Below are 20,555 nucleotides of genomic sequence, written 5' to 3' on the forward strand. Positions count from 1 at the left end.
CGGCGCGCTTGTGTACAGCGTGTTCGCGGCGCGGGCGGGGATAGCGCCGACCGTCTTCGACCGTTCTCAAAAGTGCGGGATCATCCCGGAATAAAAAAACGGAACTGATCACTCCACGTAACCTCAATAGTTAACAATCGCATCTCTGGAAAACTCCAGTAACATGCTTGAGGCGTACACGCGTTCGCGAGGACGTGATCGTCGAGCTACTGGGGGACGTCATGGGGGAACGACTCGAGTTCAAAATATTGGGTGCGCTTGCGGTGGCGATGCATGGCCGCCCGATAGCCATCGGCGGCGCCAGACAACGGACAATTCTGGCACTTCTCCTGCTAAACCCAGGAAAAATAGTCTCTGTTGAGACATTGATAGAGACCGTGTGGAAGGGACACCCGCCGGCCACCGCACGCACCCAAGTGGCGATCTGCATCGCCGCTTTACGCAAACGCTTCAAGGCCGAGGGCTGTGACGGCGAGGTCATCGTCACCGCGCACCCCGGCTATCTGCTCGCTCTGGACGACCACTCCGTCGACGCGGTGGAGTTCGAGCAGTTCACCTCCGCGGCCCAGGAAGCCCTTGAGCAAGGCAGCGTCGTGGATGCGGCACACGCCTACGAACAGGCGCTGGCCCTGTGGCGGGGGCCGGCCCTCGCGGGGGTCGCCGGGGCGCTCGTCGAGGACGAGGCGGCCCGCTTGGAGGAGCTCCGGCTCGCCACCTACGACACGTACGTCGCGGCCAAGCTGGAGCTCGGCCACCACCGGGAACTGATCCCGGACCTGGTCACGGTCGTACGTGATCACCCGCTGCGGGAGCGGTCGCGCGGCGCCCTGATGCTCGCCCAGTACCGGGCCGGCCGCCGAGCCGAGGCGATGGAGACGTTCCGGGAGGGCTGGGCGCACTTCATCGAGGACCTCGGGCTGGAACCGGGCCCGGAACTCCAGCGGTTGCACGACGCGATCCTCCGCGACGACCCGTCGCTCGAACCCCCGGCGACGGCCGCCAGGGCGATGCCGAAGGATCGTCAGACGCCGCTGGAACTCCCCGCCGACGTACCCGCGTTCAGCGGACGGGAGTGGCAACTGGGAGCGCTGGACCGGCTCGTCGACGGCAGGGGCGGGCAGCGGTCGATCGCGGCTGCCCTGATCACCGGCAGCGCCGGGGTGGGCAAGACCGGACTGGCCCTGCACTGGTCGCACCGGGTCGCCGGCCGCTTCCCCGACGGGCTGCTCTACGCCGACATGTCGGGGCACGACGAGAACCGGCCGCCTGTGTCGTCCGAGGCGGTGCTCGGCCGGTTCCTCCAGTCCCTGGGCGTCCCGGAGGCGGACGTCCCGGACGGTGTGCACGAGCGGATCGCGCTCTACCGCAGTCTGATGGCCGACCGGAAGGTGCTGATCGTGCTGGACGACGTCCGCACCTTCGACCAGATCCGCGCGCTGATTCCCGGCAGCCCGTGCTGCTGCGTGGTGGTCACCAGCCGCTGCCAGCTGGAACAGCTGGTGGTCCGGCACGGCGCGCTGCGCATCGACCTCGACGCGCTGACCCGGCAGGAGGCCACCGGCCTGCTGGAGCGGATCATCGGGGAGGAGCGCGTCCGGTTCGCCAGGGCGGACGCCGACCGGCTCGTCGAGCTGTGCGACAGCCTGCCGCTCACCGTGCGGATCGCGGCGGCCAAGCTGACGGCCAAACCGCACTGGTCGGTGGGCTATCTGGTCTCCCGGCTGGCCAACGAGCAGCAGCGGCTGGACGAACTCAGCGCGGGCGAGTCGCGGCTACGCTCCAGCTTCGAGCTGAGCTACCGGTCCTTGACCCCGCAGGCCGCCGAGCTCTACCAGCGACTGGGCCTCCTGGAGACGACGGACTTCGCGGGCTGGGTCGGTGCGGCCCTGCTGGACGAGGACGTCGACATGGCGGAGAGCCTGATGGAACAACTGGTCGACGCCCAGCTGCTGCACACCATGGGCTTCGATGCCACGGGACGGCCGCGCTACCGGTTCCGTACCCTGTCGCGGCTCTACGCGCGAGAAGCCGCCCACCGGGAGGGCGACGTCCTGGAGCAGCGCGAGGCGCTCGGCAGAGCGTTCCGCACCTGGCTGACGATCGCCTCGCACGCCCGGCGGCGGGAGCGGGGCCACCACGGGGGGCGGCACCACGGCTCGGTGCTCCAGCGGACCCTGGGCACCGACGTCCTGGACCAGCTGACGGCTTCGGCGTCCGAGTGGTTCGCCGCGGAGCGGCTCGCGCTGATCTCCGTGATCGACCAGGCGGCCTGGTGCGGGATGGACGAGCTCAGCCGGGACCTGTCCGCGTTGCTGGTGACGCCGATGGAGTCCAGCTGCACCGGGTGAAGAGTTCCGCCGTCCGGGCCGGCACGAAAGGACACACGGTGGGCACGCTCGTCGTCGGGCAGCGCGCCCACCGTGTCGCTCCGCAGCCGGTCCCTAGTCGAGCACGTAGCCGTCGGCGTCCCGTACGCCGCGGGAGCGGCGCAGGTCGGTGGCGGCGAACGTGCGCTGGAGCCAGCGGTCCTGGCCGTCGTAGCGGGGACGGAAGGACGTCCGGCCGTGGACGGTCACACGGTTGTCCACGACGGCCAGTTCGCCCGGAACCAGCCGCACGCTCTGCGCGGTGCGGTCGAAGAGATCCTGCAGTTCGTGCATCGCCACCTTGGCGCGCTGCGTCTGCGGTGCGGTGGCCGCCAGGTCGACACAGATGTCCGGGTCCTCCGGGGCCCCCGTGAGCACCGCGTGCGGTGCGGTGCCGGCGCCGGGCAGGCCGAACGACGGCGGCGGCGCGGTGACGAACTCCGGCGCGAGCAGGGCTTCCCGGGACTCGTCGCTGAGCAACGGCAGCACCTCACGGATACACGCGGTACGCAGCTCCGCCACCCGTTCGTGATCGGCGCGCAGGCAGAGCAGCATCACGAAGTCGGGACGGTGGGGGTGGAAGGCGTTCTCGGTGTGGAAGGTGAGCAGCACGGAACCCGCGTTGCTCTGGTAGTCCTCCTTTCCGGGAACGGGCACGACGTTCTGCACGATCGCGCCGGTCTTCTCCGGGCGGTAGGCGACGGGGTCGCCCAGACCGGAGGCGATCATGGCCAGCACCGCCGCCGCGACGGTGCCCTCGCGCTGCACCGAGCCGGGCTCGGCGGGGGTGGGCGGCACCTCGCCCAGGGGGAGCCCCTGGACGAGCAGCGTGCCCGTGGGACCGGAGTCCCTGCGGTACTCGCGCAGGCCGGTGACCAGGCCGGTGGGGAGCTGGGGCCAGGCCCGCCGCGCCCGCGCGAGCCAGTCGGGACTGTCGATCAGGCAGCCGGCCGGCACGGCGAGGCGCCCCGCGACGCGTTCGACCAGCTGCGCCTCCGCGGCGGCCACCTTCACCGTCTGCGGCCGGGCGCTGGACTGTGCTGTCATCGTCATCGCGATCAGCCCATCGCCTCGACGACACTGCGCGGACGCATGTCGGTCCAGTGTTCCTCTATGTAGGCGAGGCTCTCCGCGTGGCTCGCCTCCTGCTGGGCGACGCGCCAACCGCCCGGCACCTCGGCGAAGGAGGGCCACAGGGAGTACTGGTCCTCGTCGTTGATCAGGACCAGGTAGCGGCCGTCGGTGTCCTCGAACGGATTGCTCATGGTGTGTCTCTCCAGTGTTCTCGGTGGTGCGTCGTGCGGACGGGAACAGGCGGCGCGGGTCAGACCGGTCCGGCGAGAGCGGCCTCGTCCATGTCGAGTGCCGCCCCGTAGACGCGGCGCACCCAGTCGGCCCGGTAGACCGTGTCGAGGTAGCGCTCGCCCAGATCGGGGGAGATGGCGACGGCGGTGATGTCGTCGCGGCCGGCGGCGTGCACGGTCAGCCAGCGGGTGGCGCCCGCGATGACGGTCCCGGTGGAACCGCCGAACAGGAACCCCTGGCCGACCATGCGGTGGCAGGCGCGGAGGGTGTCCACCTCCGGAACCAGCACGGCATCGTCCACCAGGGACTCGTCGAACAGCGGCGGACGCACCCCGGCTCCCAGGCCCGGGATCATCCGGGGCGAGGCGGGACCGCCGAAGGTGACCGAGCCGACACTGTCCACCGCGACGATGCGCACGGAGGGGCGGTGTTCCCGGTACCAGCGGGCGCAGCCCATCAGCGTTCCGGTGGTACCGGCGCCGACGAAGAGCACATCGAGGGCGGGGAACCGCTCGGCGATGTGCGGGGCGGTGAGCCGGTGGTGCGCCCGCCAGTTGTCCTCGTTCACGTACTGGTTGAGCCATACGTACCGCTCGTCGCTGTCGCACAGCGCGCGGACATAAGCGAGCCGGGCGGCCAGGAGACCGCCTTCCGGGTCGGGTGCGCCGACCGTGTGCACCTCGGCGCCGAGCGCCTCCATCAGCTGTCGCGTGGCCGCGTTGCAGCGGGAGTCGGTGACGCACACGAAGCGGTAGCCCTTGCTCGCCGCGATCGTGCTGAGCGCGACCCCCAGGTTGCCGGAGGACGACTCCACGATCACCGACCCGTCGGTGAGCCGGCCCGCCTTCTCCGCCGCCTCGATCATCTCCAGGGCGGCTTTCTGCTTGATGGAGCCGGAGAAGTTGAACCCTTCACACTTCAGGTAGAGAGGCAGCCCCAGGGAGGACCGCAGGTCCACGTAGAGGTCGTCCTCGTTGTATTCCTGCGGAGCCGAGATTACCGGCACAGCACCTCCCGCGTGGGCGCGTGGTCCAGGGGCGTGGGCCCGTCATCCGTAGCGGCGCAGTTCATGGAAGAAGTCCTCGACGATGGGTAGGTCTCCGGCGGCGCGCACGGTGTCGTAGACGTGCTTGCCGACCGCGAGGTCGAGCACACCGAGCCCGAACGGGGAGAAGATCACCGGTCGGTCGGTGGGCGGAGTGAGGCGGCCGGTGAGCACGTCGTCGAGGGTTCCGTCGACGAAGCCGCGGTGTCCCACGGCCTGTTCGGCCAGGTGCAGCGAGGTGTCCGCCTTGAGGCAGTGCTCCACGTCGTCGACGACGTTGGCCGACGCGAGGACCACCTCGGGGGACAGGTCGCGCAGCGAGACGTGCAGGACGAGGGGGTTGTGGGCGAACCAGGCGGGGTCACTGACGTGCGGGGTTCCCGAGGTGGTCGCGAAGACCAGCAGGTCACTGCCGCGGACCAGGTCCTCGGCGCGCTCGTGCACGGTGATGGCGGTGCCCTCGCCGGTGGCCCGCCCCAGGTAGTCGGCGAAGCCGCCCGCGTACTCGGCGGACAGGTCGTGGATGCCGGCTTCGTCGAAGGTCCAGCCGGTGGCCGCCAGGTAGTCGTGGATGTAGCGGGCGATCAGGCCGACGCCGAAGAAGCCGATACGGCGCGGACGTTCGCGTCCCCGGCTGAGCCGGTCGGCGGCGAGCGCGGCCGAGGCGGCCGTGCGGGTGGCGCTGATGATGGAGCTTTCCAGACAGGCCAGCGGGTAACCGGTGTCGTGGTCGTTGAGGATGAGGACGGCAGAGGCGCGGGGGAGGCCCGCGGCGACGTTCTCGGGGAAACTGGAGATCCATTTGATCCCGTCGACCCGGGTGTCGCCGCCGACCGACGCCGGGAGCGCGATGATCCGGGACGAGGGGCGGTCGGCGAAGCGCAGGAAGTACGAGGGCGGGTTGACGGTGTCGCCGGCACCGTGGGCGCGGTAGGCCGCCTCGACGACCCCGACGACCTCGTGGTGCCTGCCTTCGAGGGCGCGGTGCACCTGGCCGCCGGAGATCACGGCGAAGCTGGGCGCTGTGGTGGAAGGGGGCATCGAGGACTCCACTGGTGAGGGGTCAGGAAAGGACATGGCCGGGCAGTCGGACGGGGTCGCCGAGGACCACCACGACTTCGCGGGCACCCTGGTAGGGGTCGCGGCTGTGGGCCATGCGGAGGTTGTCGACCAGCAGGACGTCGCCGTCCTGCCAGGGCTCGCTCACGGTCGCGTCACGGTAGGCGGCGTTGAGCGTCTCGACGGTTTCGGTGTCGAGCGGGGTGCCGTCGCCGTAGGCGGTGTTGAAGGGCAGGCCCTCCGGGCCGTACACGTCGACGAGGTAGTCACGGACGACCGGGTCGAGCGTCCGCTCGTTGAGGAACGCCGCCTGGTTGAACCACACCGGGGCGCCGGTCCGCGGGTGGTGGACGACGGCGGCACGGCGCTGCCGGGTGCGCAGCCGGCCGTCCGGCAGCCAGGTGTGTTCCAGGGCGGCGGCGGCGCAGTACGCGTCGACCTGCGCGCGGTCGTCGGTGCCGAACGCTTCCGTCCAGGAGACGCCGATGTCGTGGTACATGCGGGTGAGCAGCCAGCCGCCGTCGCGGGTGAAGCGGTCGACCAGATCGGCGGGCAGGGCGCGCAGCACCGCCTGGGAGTCGGCCACCCCGGTGCGGCCGCCGCTCGCGGGTGCGGTGAGGCAGCCGAAGAGGAGCAGACCGGGGACCTCGGTGGCGTAGCTCAGTTCGTGATGCATACACATCGGTTCGGCGGCGGGCCACTCGGAGGACCCGTACACGCCGTGACCGTGGTCCGCGCGGGGGGCGAACCGCTCCCGTTCGGTCATCGCCTCGATGCCCAGGGCGGCGGCGACGGCGGCCACCTCGGCGGGTGTGGCCACGCCGAGGCCGCGCAGCAGGACGGCGCCGTGTTCGGCGACGGCGGTGTGTACGGCGGCCCGGTGCCGCTCGGCCCAGGCGGCGCCGGTCGCCGCCTCCTCGCCGGCGGGCACCGTCAGCACCGCGAGGCCGCTGTCGGACCGAACGGGCCGGGGGCCGTCGGCGGTGGGGTCCGTGGCCGGTGCGGGAGCCGCCTCCTGAGACGCCTTCCCGGTACGGGGGGCCGTACCGGTCTTGCGGTCGACCAGTGCGGCGACCTCGGCGACGGTCGGGGTGTCGGCGAGGTCTGCGACCGTCACCACCCGGTCCAGGGCGATGGCGAGGCGGATGGCGGTCAGGGAGGTGCCGCCGAGGTCCGTGAAGTGCGTGTCGCGGCCGATGCGTTCCGACGGAATGTCGAGCAGCTTGGCCCAGATCGCCGCGACGCGGCGTTCGGTGGCGGTCGCCGGTGGGCCGGAGGCGTCCCCGCCGGCCTGCCGCACGGCCTCCTCCGCCAGGTGGGCCAGCGCTTTGCGGTCGGTCTTGCCGTTGTCGGTGAGGGGCAGTCCGGCGCGGTGGTGGAGGTGTCCGGGGACCATGTAGGCGGGCAGCGCGGCGGCCAGCGCCCGGCGTACCTCGTCGGTGGCCAGCGGCCGGGTCGTGGTGTAGTAGCCGACGAGAGCGCGCCGTTCGGGGCTTCCGGTGACGACCACCGCCCCATCACGGACGCCGGGTACCTGGAGCAGCCGGTTCTCGATCTCGCCGATCTCGATGCGGAACCCGTTGATCTTGACCTGGGAGTCGCGGCGGCCGAGGAACTCCAGGGTGCCGCCGGGCAGCCAGCGGCCGAAGTCACCGGAGCGGTACAGCCGCTCCCCGGGCCGGTGCGGGTCCTGGCCGAAGGCCGCCTTGGTGCGGGCCTCGTCGTTGATGTAGCCGCGGCCGACGCAGACACCGGAGAAGACGATCTCGCCGGGTACGCCCAGCGGGACCGGTGACAGCCACTCGTCGACCACGTACACCCGGACATTGCGGACGGCCTTGCCCAGCGGGACCGAGCGCGTGTCGGGCACCCGGTCCATGACCTCGTGATTGGTGTCGTCGGACGTCTCGGTGAGGCCGTAGGCGTTGGCCAGCAGCACCTTGGGGAACGCCGCGAACCAGCGCTGGACCAGCTCCTTCTTCAGTGCCTCGCCGGTGACGGAGACGCAGCGCAGCCGGGGCAGCGCGCGGGGCTCCTCCTCCAGGGCGGACAGCACCACCTCCAGGTAGGAGGGGACGAGTTGGGCCACGTGGACGCCGCCGTCGGCCAGGGTGTCGACGAAGCGTCTGACATCGAGGACCGCCTCCTGCTCGACGATGTGGGTGCGGCCGCCGACGAGCAGTGCGGACACCAGCTGCCACAGGGAGATGTCGAAACACTGGGGGGCGGTCTGCGCGACGACGTACCCCTCCTCGATGCCCAGGTCCTCGATCTTGGCCAGCACGTGGTTGAGGAAGCCGTCGTGCTCGCACATGGCGCCCTTGGGCTCGCCGGTGGAGCCGGAGGTGAAGTAGAGGTAGGCGAGCTGGTCGGCGGCGACCGGCAGCCCGAGGTCGTCGTCCGGCCCGCCCTGCGCCAGCACCTCGTCGATGACGGCGGTGCGGATGCGCTCGCGTCCGGTGAGCGCTTCCTCCAGGTGGGGGACGCCGTGTTCGGCGAGCACCCAGCGGGCTTCGCTCCGCGCCAGGACGGTGGCGATCCGCTCGGCCGGGAACCGGGGCTCCAGCGGCAGATAGCAGCCACCCGCCTTGAAGACGGCGAGCACCGCGGCGAGCCACTCCAGGTTGCGTTCGCAGACCACGGCCACGATGTCCTCGGGGCGCAGGCCCTGCTCGTGCAGGGACCGGGCGAGGATGTTGGCGCGCCGGTTGAGTTCGGCGTAGGTCCAGCTGCGGTCCCCCTGGACAGCGGCGACGGCGTCGGGGTGGCGGCGCACCCGCTCCTCGAACAGCTCGTGGCAGCGGCGGTCGGGCAGCTTTTTGACCGGGCCCGCGAACCCGAGGAGCAGCTGGTCGAGTTCGGCAGCCGACAGCAGGCTGTCGAGGTGGTGCGGGGCGTTCGGGGCCGTGGTCATCCGGCGCAGGGCGCGCTCCAGGTATGCGGCGATGCGATCGGCATCGACGTACTCCTGGGCCTGGGCCGCCCGCCATGCGGCACGGGCCTGCTCGCGGCCCTCTTCGGTGGCGGCCCAGGCGATCAGGTCGCGCCAGGTGCCCCCGCCGGCCGGCCATTCCTGGAACCCGGTGACCGCGGCGGCCACCTTGGCCTGCGCCGCGAGCCATACCGTCCGGCTGTCGACGGCGGACTCCACGGCGAGCCGGTCGATTCCGGCCGCGACGTCCGAGGGCAGTACGGACAGGCCCTGCTCCGCCGTACCGTCGCTGACCTGACTGCCGCCTGCGCTGTCCCTCACGAGTCTGCACCCCACACCGGACATCTGTCGGATCGCAGGATCACCGAGTGATCCCACCTGGTGGAAGTGACGCTAGAAGGGGCCCTTATCGCTGGACTATCAGCGTCCCCGGGGCCGGTGAAATCCTCATGGGGATACCGTCGGAGGCGGTCGGGCGCAGCGCGGGAACCGACGGCCCTTGCCGGGGAAGGGGCGCCGGCCGGAGGGCGGAGACGGTTCGGTTCCCTGCCGCGCCCTGGCGCGGTTCCCGCCCACCCGCCTTGGGTAGCCCCCGAGGTGGTTCTGGCCCACTCGCCTTGGGTAGCCCCCGAGGTGGTTCTGGCCCACCCGCCTTGGGTAGCCCCCGACGTGGTTCTCGCCCACCCGCCTTGGGTAACCCCCGAGGTGGGGGGACGAGTCCGTTCGATTTGCTCCGGTAGGTGCGCGACGGCGGTTCGGCTCCGCCGCGCACCGCCACCGCCGCGCACCGGCACCGAGCGGTGCATCGCCCGTGCGCCTGTCCTGGCCGGCGCCTCGATGTCGATGCCTTCGGCGTCCACGGGGACGGGAAGGGCCGCAGTCCCACCGCAGGGCGGGGGCGGGCACCAGGTACGCGGCGATGCGGGTGCCGGAGCCCTGGGCGGCGGGGCGATGCGGGTGCCGAAGCTCTGGACGGCAGGGCGATGCGGGTGCCGGAGCCCTGGGCGGCAGGGTGATGAGGGTGCCGGAGCCCTGGGCGGCAGCCGGGTGCGGGGACGTGGCACTCCGGAGGAAATCTCTTCTCTTATCGTGCGCTCGATCTGAGCTGTGAGCGGCTCATCGGATTCCCGGGGACGCATGGATCAAGGCTTGCCGGACCACTTCTTCGGTTCCCCGAGTGCACGGGAATTACTGCTGACATGTGGTCTGGGCGCGGTGTCACGGTGGGGTACGGAACGGCCGGGCGTCGAGGGCAGGGCCCGCGCGCGGACATCGGCCTGCGCGGTGCCGCGCCGCCCTCCGCCCGGCGGCGAATACGCCGGAAGAGACGTTGATCGTTGGACTGTCGGCGCCGCCGGGTTTCCCGACCGCCGGTCGCGTCCGGTGGATCCGGTGAGGGCGCAGGCGCGGGCTTCCTGACTGCGAAGCAGCCGCGATAACAAGACGAAAGCTGGACCGCCTACCTTTCCGATCGGCTGGTGAAATGGAACCCGTGACTTCACGGGTTCCTTTCGCGTGTTCGCCGGCGCAGAAATCGCGAGGCCCGTTCTCTTTTCCGTAACACCCATGGCCTCGACACGGGACCGCACAAGGAGTCGACGGCATGGTGGGAGCATCGATGCACGGTTCGGACCTTCCGGATGAGGGGCCGCCCGGCGTCGGCACGGAGCCGCCCCGGCCGGTGCCGGCCGAGTGGAACGCGACCGCTTCCGAGGTGTCCACGGCGAGCCTGCGGGAGCAGTTCGAGGCGCAGGTCGCGCTGACGCCCGGCTCGGACGCGGTGCGCTGCGGGGACGACCTCCTCGGTTACGCGGAACTCAACGCCCGGGCGAACGCCCTGGCACGCCTGCTGATCCGGCACGGCGCCGCCCCCGAGCGCTATGTCGCGGTCGCCCTTCCCCGCACCGTCGACCTGCCCGCCGCCCTGCTGGCGGTGGTCAAGACCGGCGCCGCCTACCTGCCCGTCGACCCGGAGCACCCCGCCGACCGGATCGGTGCGGTCTTCGCCGACGCGGCCCCCTCGTGCGTGCTCACCACCCGGGCGCTCGCGCCGCAACTGCCGCTGACCGACGCCCGGGTCATCGTCGTCGACGACCCGGACACCCGTGCCGCTCTCGCGGAGCTGCCGGCCGGGGACCTCGGCGCGGACGAGCGGCCGGCCGGCTGGTCCCCGGCATCCCCGGTGTACGCCCTGTTCACCTCCGGATCCACCGGCCGTCCCAAGGGCGTGGTGATCACGGGGGAGAACCTGGTGAACTTTCTCGCCGCGATGCGCGGGACGTTCCGCCCCCGGCCCTCGGACCGGTTCCTCGCCGTCGCCACCGTGGCGTTCGACATCGCGGGGCTGGACTTCTACCTTCCGTTGCTCTCCGGGGCGTCCGTCCACCTCGCCACCACCGAGGAGGTGCGTGACGTCCCGCGTCTGGCCGCGCTTCTGTCCTCCTCCGGCGCAACGTTCATGCAGGCCACCCCCTCGCTGTGGCAGGGTCTGGTGGCCCAGTTCCCCGAGGCCCTGAAGGGGTTGCGGATTCTCGTCGGCGCGGAGGCGGTACCGCCCGCCCTGTCCCGGCGGATGGTGGAGCTGGCCGCGAGCGTCACCAATCTGTACGGCCCGACGGAGACCACCGTCTGGTCGACCCTCGCGGACGTCACCGGCGAGGGCGCGGCCCCCATCGGCCGGCCGATCGGCAATATGCGGATGTACGTCCTGGACGACGCCCTGCGGCCGGTCCCGGTGGGCGTACCGGGTGAGCTGTACATCTCCGGAAAGGGCATGGCACGCGGCTATCTAGGCCGTCCGGGCCTGACCGCCGGACGGTTCGTCGCCCACCCGTACGGCGCCCCGGGCGAGCGGCTGTACCGCACCGGGGACCTGGTGAAATGGCGGCAGGACGGACAGCTGGCATACCTTGGCCGGACCGACTTCCAGGTCAAGGTGCGCGGCTACCGCATCGAGCTCGGCGAGATCGAGTCCGCGCTCGGCGAGGACCCCGCAATCGCCCAGACGGTCGCCGTCGTGCGGGAGGACCGCCCCGGGGACCAGCGGATCACCGCCTATGTGGTGCCGGTGCGCGACGGCGAGCGGCTGGACGTGGCCGGCTTGCGCGACCGGGTGGCCCGGACGCTGCCCCCGTACATGGTGCCGTCCGCCTTCGTACAGCTGGACTCCTTCCCGCTCAATCCGAACGGGAAGGTCGACCGCAAGGCGCTCCCGGCACCGGACGCCACCCTCGCGGCAACCGGGCGCCGGCCCCGCGACGACCGCGAGGAGATCGTGTGCGTGCTCTTCGCCGAGATCCTGGGCGTGGAGCAGGTCGGTATCGACGACAGCTTCTTCGAGCTGGGCGGCCACTCGTTGCTCGCGACCCGGCTGACCAGCCGCATCAGGGCCACGTTCCACGCCGAACTGGGTATCCGGGACCTGTTCGAGGCACCGACGCCGGCCCGGCTCGCGGCCCGGCTGGCGGGGGCGGCCGGTGCGCGGGCGGAGCTGGTGCCGATGGCGCGTCCCGCGCGCGTCCCGCTGTCGTTCGCGCAGACCCGCATGTGGTTCCTGGACCAGCTGGGCGACGAACGGGCGGCCTACAACCTGCCGGTGGCCCTGCGGCTGACCGGCGCCCTGGACATCGGGGCGCTGCGGGCGGCGCTGGCGGACGTGGCGGAGCGCCACGAGAGCCTGCGGACCGTCTTTCCCCGGGAGGACGGCACTCCGTACCAGCGGGTGCTGGACGGTGCGGCAGCCCGGCCCGTCGTGGAGGTCGTGCCGACGGACCCGGAGAGGCTGCCGGAGGAGCTGGCCGGGGCGGCTCGGTACCGGTTCGACCTGGCGGCGGAACTGCCGCTGCGGACCTGGCTGTTCGAGACGGGCCCGGACGAGCGTGTGCTGCTGTTGCTGGTGCATCACATCGCCGGTGACGGCTGGTCGATGGACCCGCTGATCGGAGATCTGTCGGCAGCGTACGCGGCCCGGCACCGCGGCGGGGAACCGGAGTGGACACCACTGCCGGTGCAGTACGCCGACTACACCCTGTGGCAGCGGCAGGTCCTCGGCGACGAGAACGACCCGCAGAGCGTACTGTCCGCCCAGATCGCCCACTGGACGAAGACCCTGGCGGGGCTGCCGGGACAGCTGGAGCTGCCCACCGACCGGCCGCGGCCCGCAGTCGCCGGCCACCGGGGCGATGTGGTCGAGCTGACCTGGGACGCGGAGCTGCACCTGGACCTGGTACGGCTGGCGCGCGAGCACCAGGCCAGTGTGTTCATGGTCGTCCAGGCCGCGCTCGCCACCCTGCTGACCCGGCTCGGCGCGGGCACCGACATCCCCATCGGCTCGGTCATCGCCGGCCGTACCGACGAAGGGCTCGACGACCTCGTCGGGTTCTTCGTCAACACCCTGGTGCTGCGCACCGACACCTCGGGTGACCCGACCTTCGGCGAACTCCTGGACCGGGTGCGGGAGACCGACCTCGCCGCCTACGCGCACCAGGACCTCCCCTTCGAGCGGCTGGTGGAGCTCGTCAACCCCACCCGGTCGCTGGCGTACCACCCCCTCTTCCAGGTCATGCTGGCGTTCCAGAACGACGACACCGCGCTCGACCTGCCCGGGGTGGCCGTGCGCGCGTGCCCGTTGGCCGTCACGTCCGCCAAGTTCGACCTGTCCTTCGAGGTGACGGAGGAGCACGGCGCGCAAGGCCGCCCGGCCGGGATGCGCGGGACGGTGGAGTACGCGACGGACCTCTTCGACCGGGCGACGGTCGAGACGCTGGCCGGCCGGCTGGAGCGACTGCTGCGTGCCGTGGCCGCGGACCCCTCCCGGCTCATCAGCTCCCTCGGCATCCTCTCTTCCGCCGAGCGGGACCAGCTGCTCACCGGCTGGAACGACACCGCCCGCGCCATCGCCCCGGCGCCCCTGCCGGACCTGTTCCAGGCGCAGGTGGCGCGGACCCCGGACGCGCCGGCCGCCGAGCAGGGCGGGACGGCCTTGACCTACCGGGAACTGAACGCGCGGGCGAACCGGCTGGCGCACGACCTCATCGCCCGGGGTACCGGCCCCGAGGGTGTGGTGGCCCTCGCGCTGCCGCGCTCCCTGGACCTCGTCGTCGCGATCCTCGCGGTCCTCAAGGCGGGCGCCGCCTACCTGCCCGTCGACCCGGACTACCCGGCCGACCGCATCCGCTACATGCTGCGGGACGCCGGGCCGGTGCTGGTGCTCGCCGACCGGGCCACGGCCGGCCGCCTGCCGGAGGCCGGGCCCCCCGTGGTGACGTATCACGACCCGGCTGGGCGCCCGGCGCAAAACCCGTCGGACAGCGACCGCCGCGCCCCGCTGCGCCCGGACCACCCTGCCTATGTCATCTACACGTCGGGGTCCACCGGCCACCCCAAGGGCGTCGTGGTCCAGCACACCGGTATGGCCTCCTTCGCCGCGGACATGGCCGACCGCTGGCGGCTGGCGGACGACAGCCGGGTGCTGCAACTGGCCTCGCCCAGCTTCGACGCGTCGGTGCTGGAGATGTGGATGGCGTTCGGCTCCGGCGGCTGCCTGGTGGTGCCCCCCTCCGGCCCGCTCGCGGGGGAAGCGCTCACCGAGGCGCTGGCGGAGCTGCGGATCAGCCATACGCTGGTGACCCCCGCAGCGCTCACGAGCATGCCGGTACGGCCGCTGCCCGCGCTGCGTACGCTGCTCACCGGCGGCGACGCGATCACCGGCGAGGTCGTCGACCGGTGGTCGGCCGGCCATGCCGTCCACAACGCGTACGGCCCGACCGAGGCCACGGTGTGGGTCACGGCCAGCGAACGGCTCTCCGGGAACGAGACGCCGCCGATCGGCGGACCGGGCTGGAACACCCAGGTGTACGTCCTCGACGAGCGGCTGCGCCCGGTGCCGGCGGGGGTGGCCGGTGAACTGTACGCCGCCGGGCCGCGGCTGGCCCGCGGCTACCTGGGCCGGCCCGGTGTCACCGCGTCCGCGTTCGTGGCCAACCCGTTCGGGCCGCCCGGGACACGGATGTACCGCACCGGGGACCTCGCCGTCCGGCGCGCCGACGGCCGGCTGGAGTTCGCCGGGCGCGCCGACAACCAGGTCAAGGTCCGGGGCTTCCGCGTCGAGCTGGGCGAGATCGAGAACGCGCTGGCAGGGCTGCCGGCCGTCGCCCAGGCGGTGGTCACCGTCCGTGAGGACCGGCCCGGCGACCGGCGGATCGTCGCCCATGTCGTCGCGCATGCGGGCCACGACGCGGACCCGGCCGGACTGCGGGCCCGGCTGGCCGAGTCCCTGCCGGAGTACCTGGTGCCCTCGGCCTGCGTCCTGCTCGACGCGCTGCCGCTGACGCCCAACGGCAAGGTCGACACCGCCGCGCTGCCCGCCCCGGAGTTCACCGTGGCCGCGGGCGGCCGGGGGCCGCGCACGGCGCGGGAGGAGATCCTGTGCGGGATCTTCGCCGGGTCACTGGGCCTCGACCGCGTCGGGATCGACGACAACTTCTTCGACCTGGGGGGACACTCCCTGCTGGCGATGCGCCTGATCGGCCGGGCCAGGGCCGCGTTCGACGTGGAGCTGTCCGTCCGGGACCTGTTCGAAGCGCCGACGGCGGCGCAGCTCGCCGAGCGGCTGGCGGACCGGGACGGGACATCGGTCGCGCCTCTGGTGCCGAGGGAGCGGCCGCGGCGGGTGCCGCTGTCGTCCGCCCAGCACCGCCTGTGGTTCCTGCACCAGCTGGAGGGGCCGAGTGCGACGTACAACGTGCCGATGCGGCTGCGGCTGAGCGGACCGCTGGACATCGGAGCGCTGCGGACGGCGGTCGCCGACCTGGCGGACCGGCACGAGACGCTGCGCACGGTCTTCCCGGAGACCGACGGCACGCCCTACCAGCAGGTGCTGGAGGGAGCCGCGGCCCGGCCGCAGGTGGAAGTGGTCCGGGTCGCCGCCGGAGACCTGGCCGAGGCGGTGCGGCAGGCCGCCGGGTACGTCTTCGACCTGACGGCGGAACTGCCGCTGCGCGGCTGCCTCTTCGAGACGGCACCGGACGAGCACGTCCTGCTGCTGCTGGCGCACCACATCGCCAGTGACGGGTGGTCGATGGGACCGCTGGTGCGCGACCTGTCCACGGCCTACGCCGCGCGGCGCGCGGGCGGGGAACCGAAGTGGACACCACTGCCGGTGCAGTACGCCGACTACACCCTGTGGCAGCGGGAGGTCCTCGGCGAGGAGAGCGATCCGCACAGCCCGCTGGCCGCCCAGGCCGGCTACTGGCGGGAGCAGCTGGCCGGCCTGCCTGACGTGCTGGAACTGCCCACCGACCGGCCGCGTCCGGCCGAGGCCGGTTACCAGGGGGACAGCGTCCCGCTCGCCTGGGACGCGGAACTGCACGCCGGCATCGCCGGTCTGGCGCGGGAGCGGCAGGCGAGTGTGTTCATGGTCGTCCAGGCGGCGCTCGCCGTCCTGCTGTCCCGGCTCGGTGCGGGCACCGACATCCCCATCGGCTCGCCGACCGCGGGCCGTACCGACGACGCCGTCGACGACCTCGTCGGGTTCTTCGTCAACACCCTGGTGCTGCGCACCGACACCTCCGGCGACCCGACCTTCGGCGAACTCCTGGACCGGGTACGGGAGACCGACCTCGCCGCCTACGCGCACCAGGACCTCCCCTTCGAGCGGCTGGTGGAGCTCGTCAACCCCACCCGGTCGCTGGCGTACCACCCCCTCTTCCAGGTCATGCTGAGCTTCGAGGCGTCGCCTGCCGAGGTGGACTTCGCCGGTATCGACGGCGAGCTGGAGCAGATCGGGTCCCAGACCTCCAAGTTCGACCTGGAATTCGCGCTGGAGGAGACCGCCACCGCCGACGGCCGGCCGGCCGGAATGCGGGGACTGCTCGACTTCGCGACCGACCTCTTCGACCGGGAGACGGCCGAGGCGCTCGCGCTGGGCCTGGAACGGCTGCTGCGGGAAGCGGTCGCGGACGCCGCCCGTCCGGTCAAGGAACTGGACCTGGTGTCCGGGCCCGAGCGCGACGACCTGCTCGGCCGCCGGGCCTTCGGCGTGCGGGAACTGCCCGGCGGCGAGGCGCTGCCGGCGGGGGCGGGCGTGTACGTCCTGGACACGGAGGGCCGGCCGGTGCCGGCCGGAGTACCGGGGCTGCTCGTCGTCACCGTCCCCGAAGGCACCGACCTGTCCGGTGTGACGCTGTGCGGGCAGGCGCCGGAGGGCGGCACGCCCGATCCGTTCGCCGCGGCACCGGCGCGCATGTTCCCGACCGGTGTGGGCGCCCGCTGGACGGCCGACGGCCGGCTGCTGGCGACGGCCGCCGCGGCGGAGCCGGACACCGAGGAGACCGGGACGGCACGGACCCCGGTGCGGCGCCGGTCCCGCACGCCGCAGGAGGAGATCCTGTGCGGTCTCTTCGCCCGGACGCTGGGACTGACCACGCTCGGCACCGACGACAACTTCTTCGACCTGGGCGGGCACTCGCTGTCGGCGGTACGGCTGCTGAGCCGGATCCGCGACGCGTTCGGTGCCGAACTGACCGTCCGCGACCTGTTCGAAGCACCCACCGTCGCCGGGGTCGCGGCACGGCTGAACTCGGCGGGCGAGGCCCGTGCGGCCCTGACCCCGCGGCCACGCACCGAGCGGGTCCCGCTGTCCTTCGCCCAGCGCCGCCTGTGGTTCCTGCACCAGCTGGAGGGACCGAGCGCCACCTACAACGTGCCGATGGTGCTGACGCTCTCCGGCGCGCTGGACGTCGCGGCACTGCGCGACGCGCTGGCGGACGTGGCGGCGCGGCACGAGAGCCTGCGCACCGTCTTCCCGGAGGCGGACGGCACGCCGTACCAGCTGGTGTTGGAGGGCGCGGCCGCGCGGCCCGCCGTAGAGGTGACCGAGGCGGCTCCCGACGAGGTGGCGGAACTGGTCGCCGAGACCGCGCGGTACGCCTTCGATCTGACGCGGGAGCTGCCGGTGCGGGCCAGGCTCCTGCGCACCGGCCCCGAGCAGCACGTCCTGGTGCTGCTGGCCCACCACATCGCCAGCGACGGCTGGTCGATGGACCCGCTCACACTGGACCTGACGGTGGCGTACGCGGCGCGCTGCGAGGGCACCGCCCCCCGGTGGGAGCCGCTGCCGGTGCAGTACATCGACTACACCCTGTGGCAGCGCGAGGTACTCGGCGACGAAAGCGACCCGCAGAGTGTGATCAGTCGCCAGGCGGAGTACTGGAAGCACCGGCTGGCCGGTCTGCCCGACCGGCTGGAGCTGCCCACCGACCGCCCGCGTCCCGCCGTCGCCGGCTACCACGGGGAGGACGTCGACTTCTTCTGGGATGCGGACCTGCACGCCGGTGTGACCCGGCTGGCCCGGGAGCACCAGGTGAGTGTCTTCATGGTGCTGCAGGCGGCGCTCGCCACCCTGCTGACCCGGCTCGGTGCGGGCACCGACATCCCCATCGGCTCGCCGACCGCCGGCCGCGCCGACAGCTCCCTCGACGACCTCGTCGGGTTCTTCGTCAACACCCTGGTGCTGCGCACCGACACCTCCGGCGACCCCGCCTTCGCCGAGCTCCTGGACCGGGTACGGGAGACGGACCTGGCGGCCTACGCCCACCAGGACGTGCCCTTCGAGCGGCTGGTGGAGCTCGTCAACCCCACGCGCTCTCTGGCACACCACCCGTTGTTCCAGGTGATGCTCGTCCTGGCGAACACCACCGAGGGCGAGTTCGCGATGCGCGGACTGGAGGTGGCCGACGGGCCGTTCCGTGCCTTCGCCGCCAAGTTCGATCTGACCTTCCACATCGGGGAGCGGCACGCCGAGGACGGCTCCGCCGCGGGTCTGGTGGGTGCGCTGGAGTTCGCGACCGACCTCTTCGACCGGGAGACGGCCGAGGCGCTGGCCGAGCGGCTGGAGCGTCTGCTGCGCGCGGTGGTCGAGGACGCCACCCGGCCACTCGGCGAGCTGGAGATCCTCTCCCCTGCCGAGCGCACGCACCTGCTGACCGGCGTGAACGACACGGCGCGCGAGCTGCCGCCGACGGCGCTGCCGGAGCTGTTCCAGGAGCAGGTGGCCCGCACGCCGCGGGCCCCGGCCGTGGAGTACGCGGGGACGGTGCTGTCGTACGCCGAACTCAACACCCGCGCCAACCGGCTGGCCCACCACCTGCTGGCGCAGGGCGTCGGGCCCGAGGACGTGGTGGCGCTGGCGCTGCCGCGCTCCGCGGACCTGGTGACGGGCATCCTCGCCGTCCTGAAGGCCGGCGCGGCGTACCTGCCGGTGGACCCGGAGCACCCGGACGACCGGATCGCCCGGATGCTGGAGAGCGCCGGGCCGGCGTATGTGCTCACCCACGAGGCGGTGGCCGGGCGGCTGCCGGTGGGTCCGGGGGCCGGGCGGCTCGTGCTGGACGGCCCGGACGCGGCCGGGGTGCTCGCCGCACGGCCGGACCGCGATCCGCGTGACACCGACCGGCCCACGCCGCTGCTGCCGTCGCACCCGGTCTATGTCCTCTACACGTCGGGGTCGACCGGGGTGCCCAAGGGCGTGGTGATGCCCGCCGGCGCGCTGATCAATCTGCTGGCGTGGCACGCCGAGGCGCTGCCGGGGGGCTTCGGCCGGCGCACCGCGCAGTTCACCGCGGTGGGCTTCGACGTCGCGACGCAGGAGACGCTCTCGGCGCTGCTGCACGGCAACACCCTGGTCATCCCCGACGACGACACCCGCCGGGACACCGCGGCGCTCACCCGGTGGCTGGACGAGCAGAAGGTGTCCGAGCTGTTCGCGCCGAACCTGGTCATCGGCGCGGTGGCGGAGGAGGCCGCCGCGCAGGGCATCGGCCTGCCCGCGCTGACCGACCTCTCCCAGGGCGGCGAGGCGCTGAGCCTCAGCCCGGCGCTGCGGGACCGGTGCGGTGCCGCGGCGCGGCGGCTGCACAACCACTACGGGCCGACCGAGACCCATCTGGTGACCGCGTACACGCTCCCGGAGCAGGTCGAGGACTGGCCGGCCAGCGCGCCGGTGGGCAGGCCGATCTGGAACGTACGGGTGTACGTGCTCGACGAGCGGCTGCGGCCGGTGCCGTCCGGTGTACCCGGGGAGCTGTACCTCGCCGGCGCACAGCTGGCCCGGGGCTATCTGGGCGCGCCGCGGATGACCGCCGAGCGGTTCGTGGCCTGCCCGTTCGGCGCGCCGGGGGAGCGGATGTACCGCACCGGCGACGTGGTGCGGTGGGACGGCGACGGGCAGCTGGCGTACCTCGGGCGGGGGGACCACCAGGTGAAGATCCGCGGATTCCGGATCGAGCCGGGCGAGGTCGAGAGCGTGCTCGCCGAACACCCGGCCGTGCGCCAGGTGGCCGTGGTGGCGCGGGAGGACACACCGGGGGAGAAGCGGCTGGTGGCCTACGCGGTGCCGGCCGGGGACACCGGCGTGGACATCACCGAGCTGCGGGCTCTCGCAGCCGCCGGGCTCCCGGTGCACATGGTGCCCGCCGGGTTCGTGGTGCTGCCGGACCTGCCCCTGACGCCCAACGGCAAGCTGGACCGGCGGGCACTCCCGGCTCCCGATCACACGGCGGCGGCCACCGGCCGGCGGCCGCGGGACGCGAGGGAGCGGACGCTGTGCGAGATCTTCGCGGCGGTGCTGGGACTGTCCGAGGTCGGCATCGACGACGGCTTCTTCGACCTGGGCGGACACTCCCTGCTCGCCACCAAGCTGATCAACCGGATACGGACGGACCTGGGAGCCGAACTGTCCATCCGGACGGTGTTCGAGGCGCCGACGGTGGCGGCGCTCGCCGAACGTCTAACAGGTGCCAAACGCAGAGCACGGCCTGCGCTGCGGCCGATGTCGAGGACTGGGAAGTAG

General features: G+C 72.5%; 7 protein-coding genes. 2 read left to right on the forward strand and 5 right to left on the reverse strand.

Annotated elements, in window-relative coordinates:
• The first annotated feature begins 269 nt into the window (after window positions 1-269).
• Window positions 270-2,348, forward strand: a complete 2,079-nt coding sequence (locus A6A06_RS08085; protein WP_242440641.1) for an AfsR/SARP family transcriptional regulator — start codon at window positions 270-272, stop codon at window positions 2,346-2,348.
• A 93-nt stretch (window positions 2,349-2,441) separates the two neighbouring features.
• Here A6A06_RS08085 and A6A06_RS08090 read toward each other — a convergent pair whose 3' ends face one another.
• Genes A6A06_RS08090 through A6A06_RS42600 form a run of 5 tightly spaced genes read right to left on the reverse strand, consistent with a single transcriptional unit; the run spans window position 2,442 to window position 9,052 of the window.
• Entirely contained in the window at window positions 2,442-3,419 is a 978-nt protein-coding gene (locus A6A06_RS08090) for a TauD/TfdA family dioxygenase (RefSeq protein ID WP_073760493.1), read from the reverse strand.
• 5 nt (window positions 3,420-3,424) lie between these two features.
• Window positions 3,425-3,631: an MbtH family protein gene (locus A6A06_RS08095; protein WP_073760494.1), complete on the reverse strand. Its 207-nt coding sequence runs from the start codon at window positions 3,629-3,631 to the stop codon at window positions 3,425-3,427.
• 59 nt (window positions 3,632-3,690) lie between these two features.
• Window positions 3,691-4,677, reverse strand: a complete 987-nt coding sequence (gene sbnA, locus A6A06_RS08100) for a 2,3-diaminopropionate biosynthesis protein SbnA (protein ID WP_073760495.1) — start codon at window positions 4,675-4,677, stop codon at window positions 3,691-3,693.
• A 42-nt stretch (window positions 4,678-4,719) separates the two neighbouring features.
• Window positions 4,720-5,757: a 2,3-diaminopropionate biosynthesis protein SbnB gene (gene sbnB / locus A6A06_RS08105; protein WP_073760496.1), complete on the reverse strand. Its 1,038-nt coding sequence runs from the start codon at window positions 5,755-5,757 to the stop codon at window positions 4,720-4,722.
• A gap of 22 nt (window positions 5,758-5,779) precedes the next feature.
• Window positions 5,780-9,052 carry an amino acid adenylation domain-containing protein gene (locus A6A06_RS42600; RefSeq protein WP_079193875.1) on the reverse strand — a complete coding sequence of 1,091 codons (3,273 nt, stop codon included), beginning with the start codon at window positions 9,050-9,052 and terminating at the stop codon, window positions 5,780-5,782.
• Window positions 9,053-10,310: 1,258 nt separating this feature from the next.
• Between A6A06_RS42600 and A6A06_RS08120 the strand changes: the two genes are divergently transcribed.
• Complete coding sequence (locus tag A6A06_RS08120; RefSeq protein ID WP_073760497.1) at window positions 10,311-20,555, forward strand: non-ribosomal peptide synthetase; 10,245 nt, start codon at window positions 10,311-10,313, stop codon at window positions 20,553-20,555.

Source organism: Streptomyces sp. CB02923 (assembly GCF_001905005.1).
Classification (GTDB): domain Bacteria; phylum Actinomycetota; class Actinomycetes; order Streptomycetales; family Streptomycetaceae; genus Streptomyces.

Bases quoted from the DNA above. Each gene is read 5' to 3' on its own strand.
- A6A06_RS08085 (WP_242440641.1), top strand. From the start codon at position 270: ATGCATGGCCGCCCGATAGCCATCGGCGGCGCCAGACAACGGACAATT.
- A6A06_RS08090 (WP_073760493.1), bottom strand. From the start codon at position 3,419: ATGACGATGACAGCACAGTCCAGCGCCCGGCCGCAGACGGTGAAGGTG.
- A6A06_RS08095 (WP_073760494.1), bottom strand. From the start codon at position 3,631: ATGAGCAATCCGTTCGAGGACACCGACGGCCGCTACCTGGTCCTGATC.
- sbnB (WP_073760496.1), bottom strand. From the start codon at position 5,757: ATGCCCCCTTCCACCACAGCGCCCAGCTTCGCCGTGATCTCCGGCGGC.
- A6A06_RS42600 (WP_079193875.1), bottom strand. From the start codon at position 9,052: ATGTCCGGTGTGGGGTGCAGACTCGTGAGGGACAGCGCAGGCGGCAGT.
- A6A06_RS08120 (WP_073760497.1), top strand. From the start codon at position 10,311: ATGGTGGGAGCATCGATGCACGGTTCGGACCTTCCGGATGAGGGGCCG.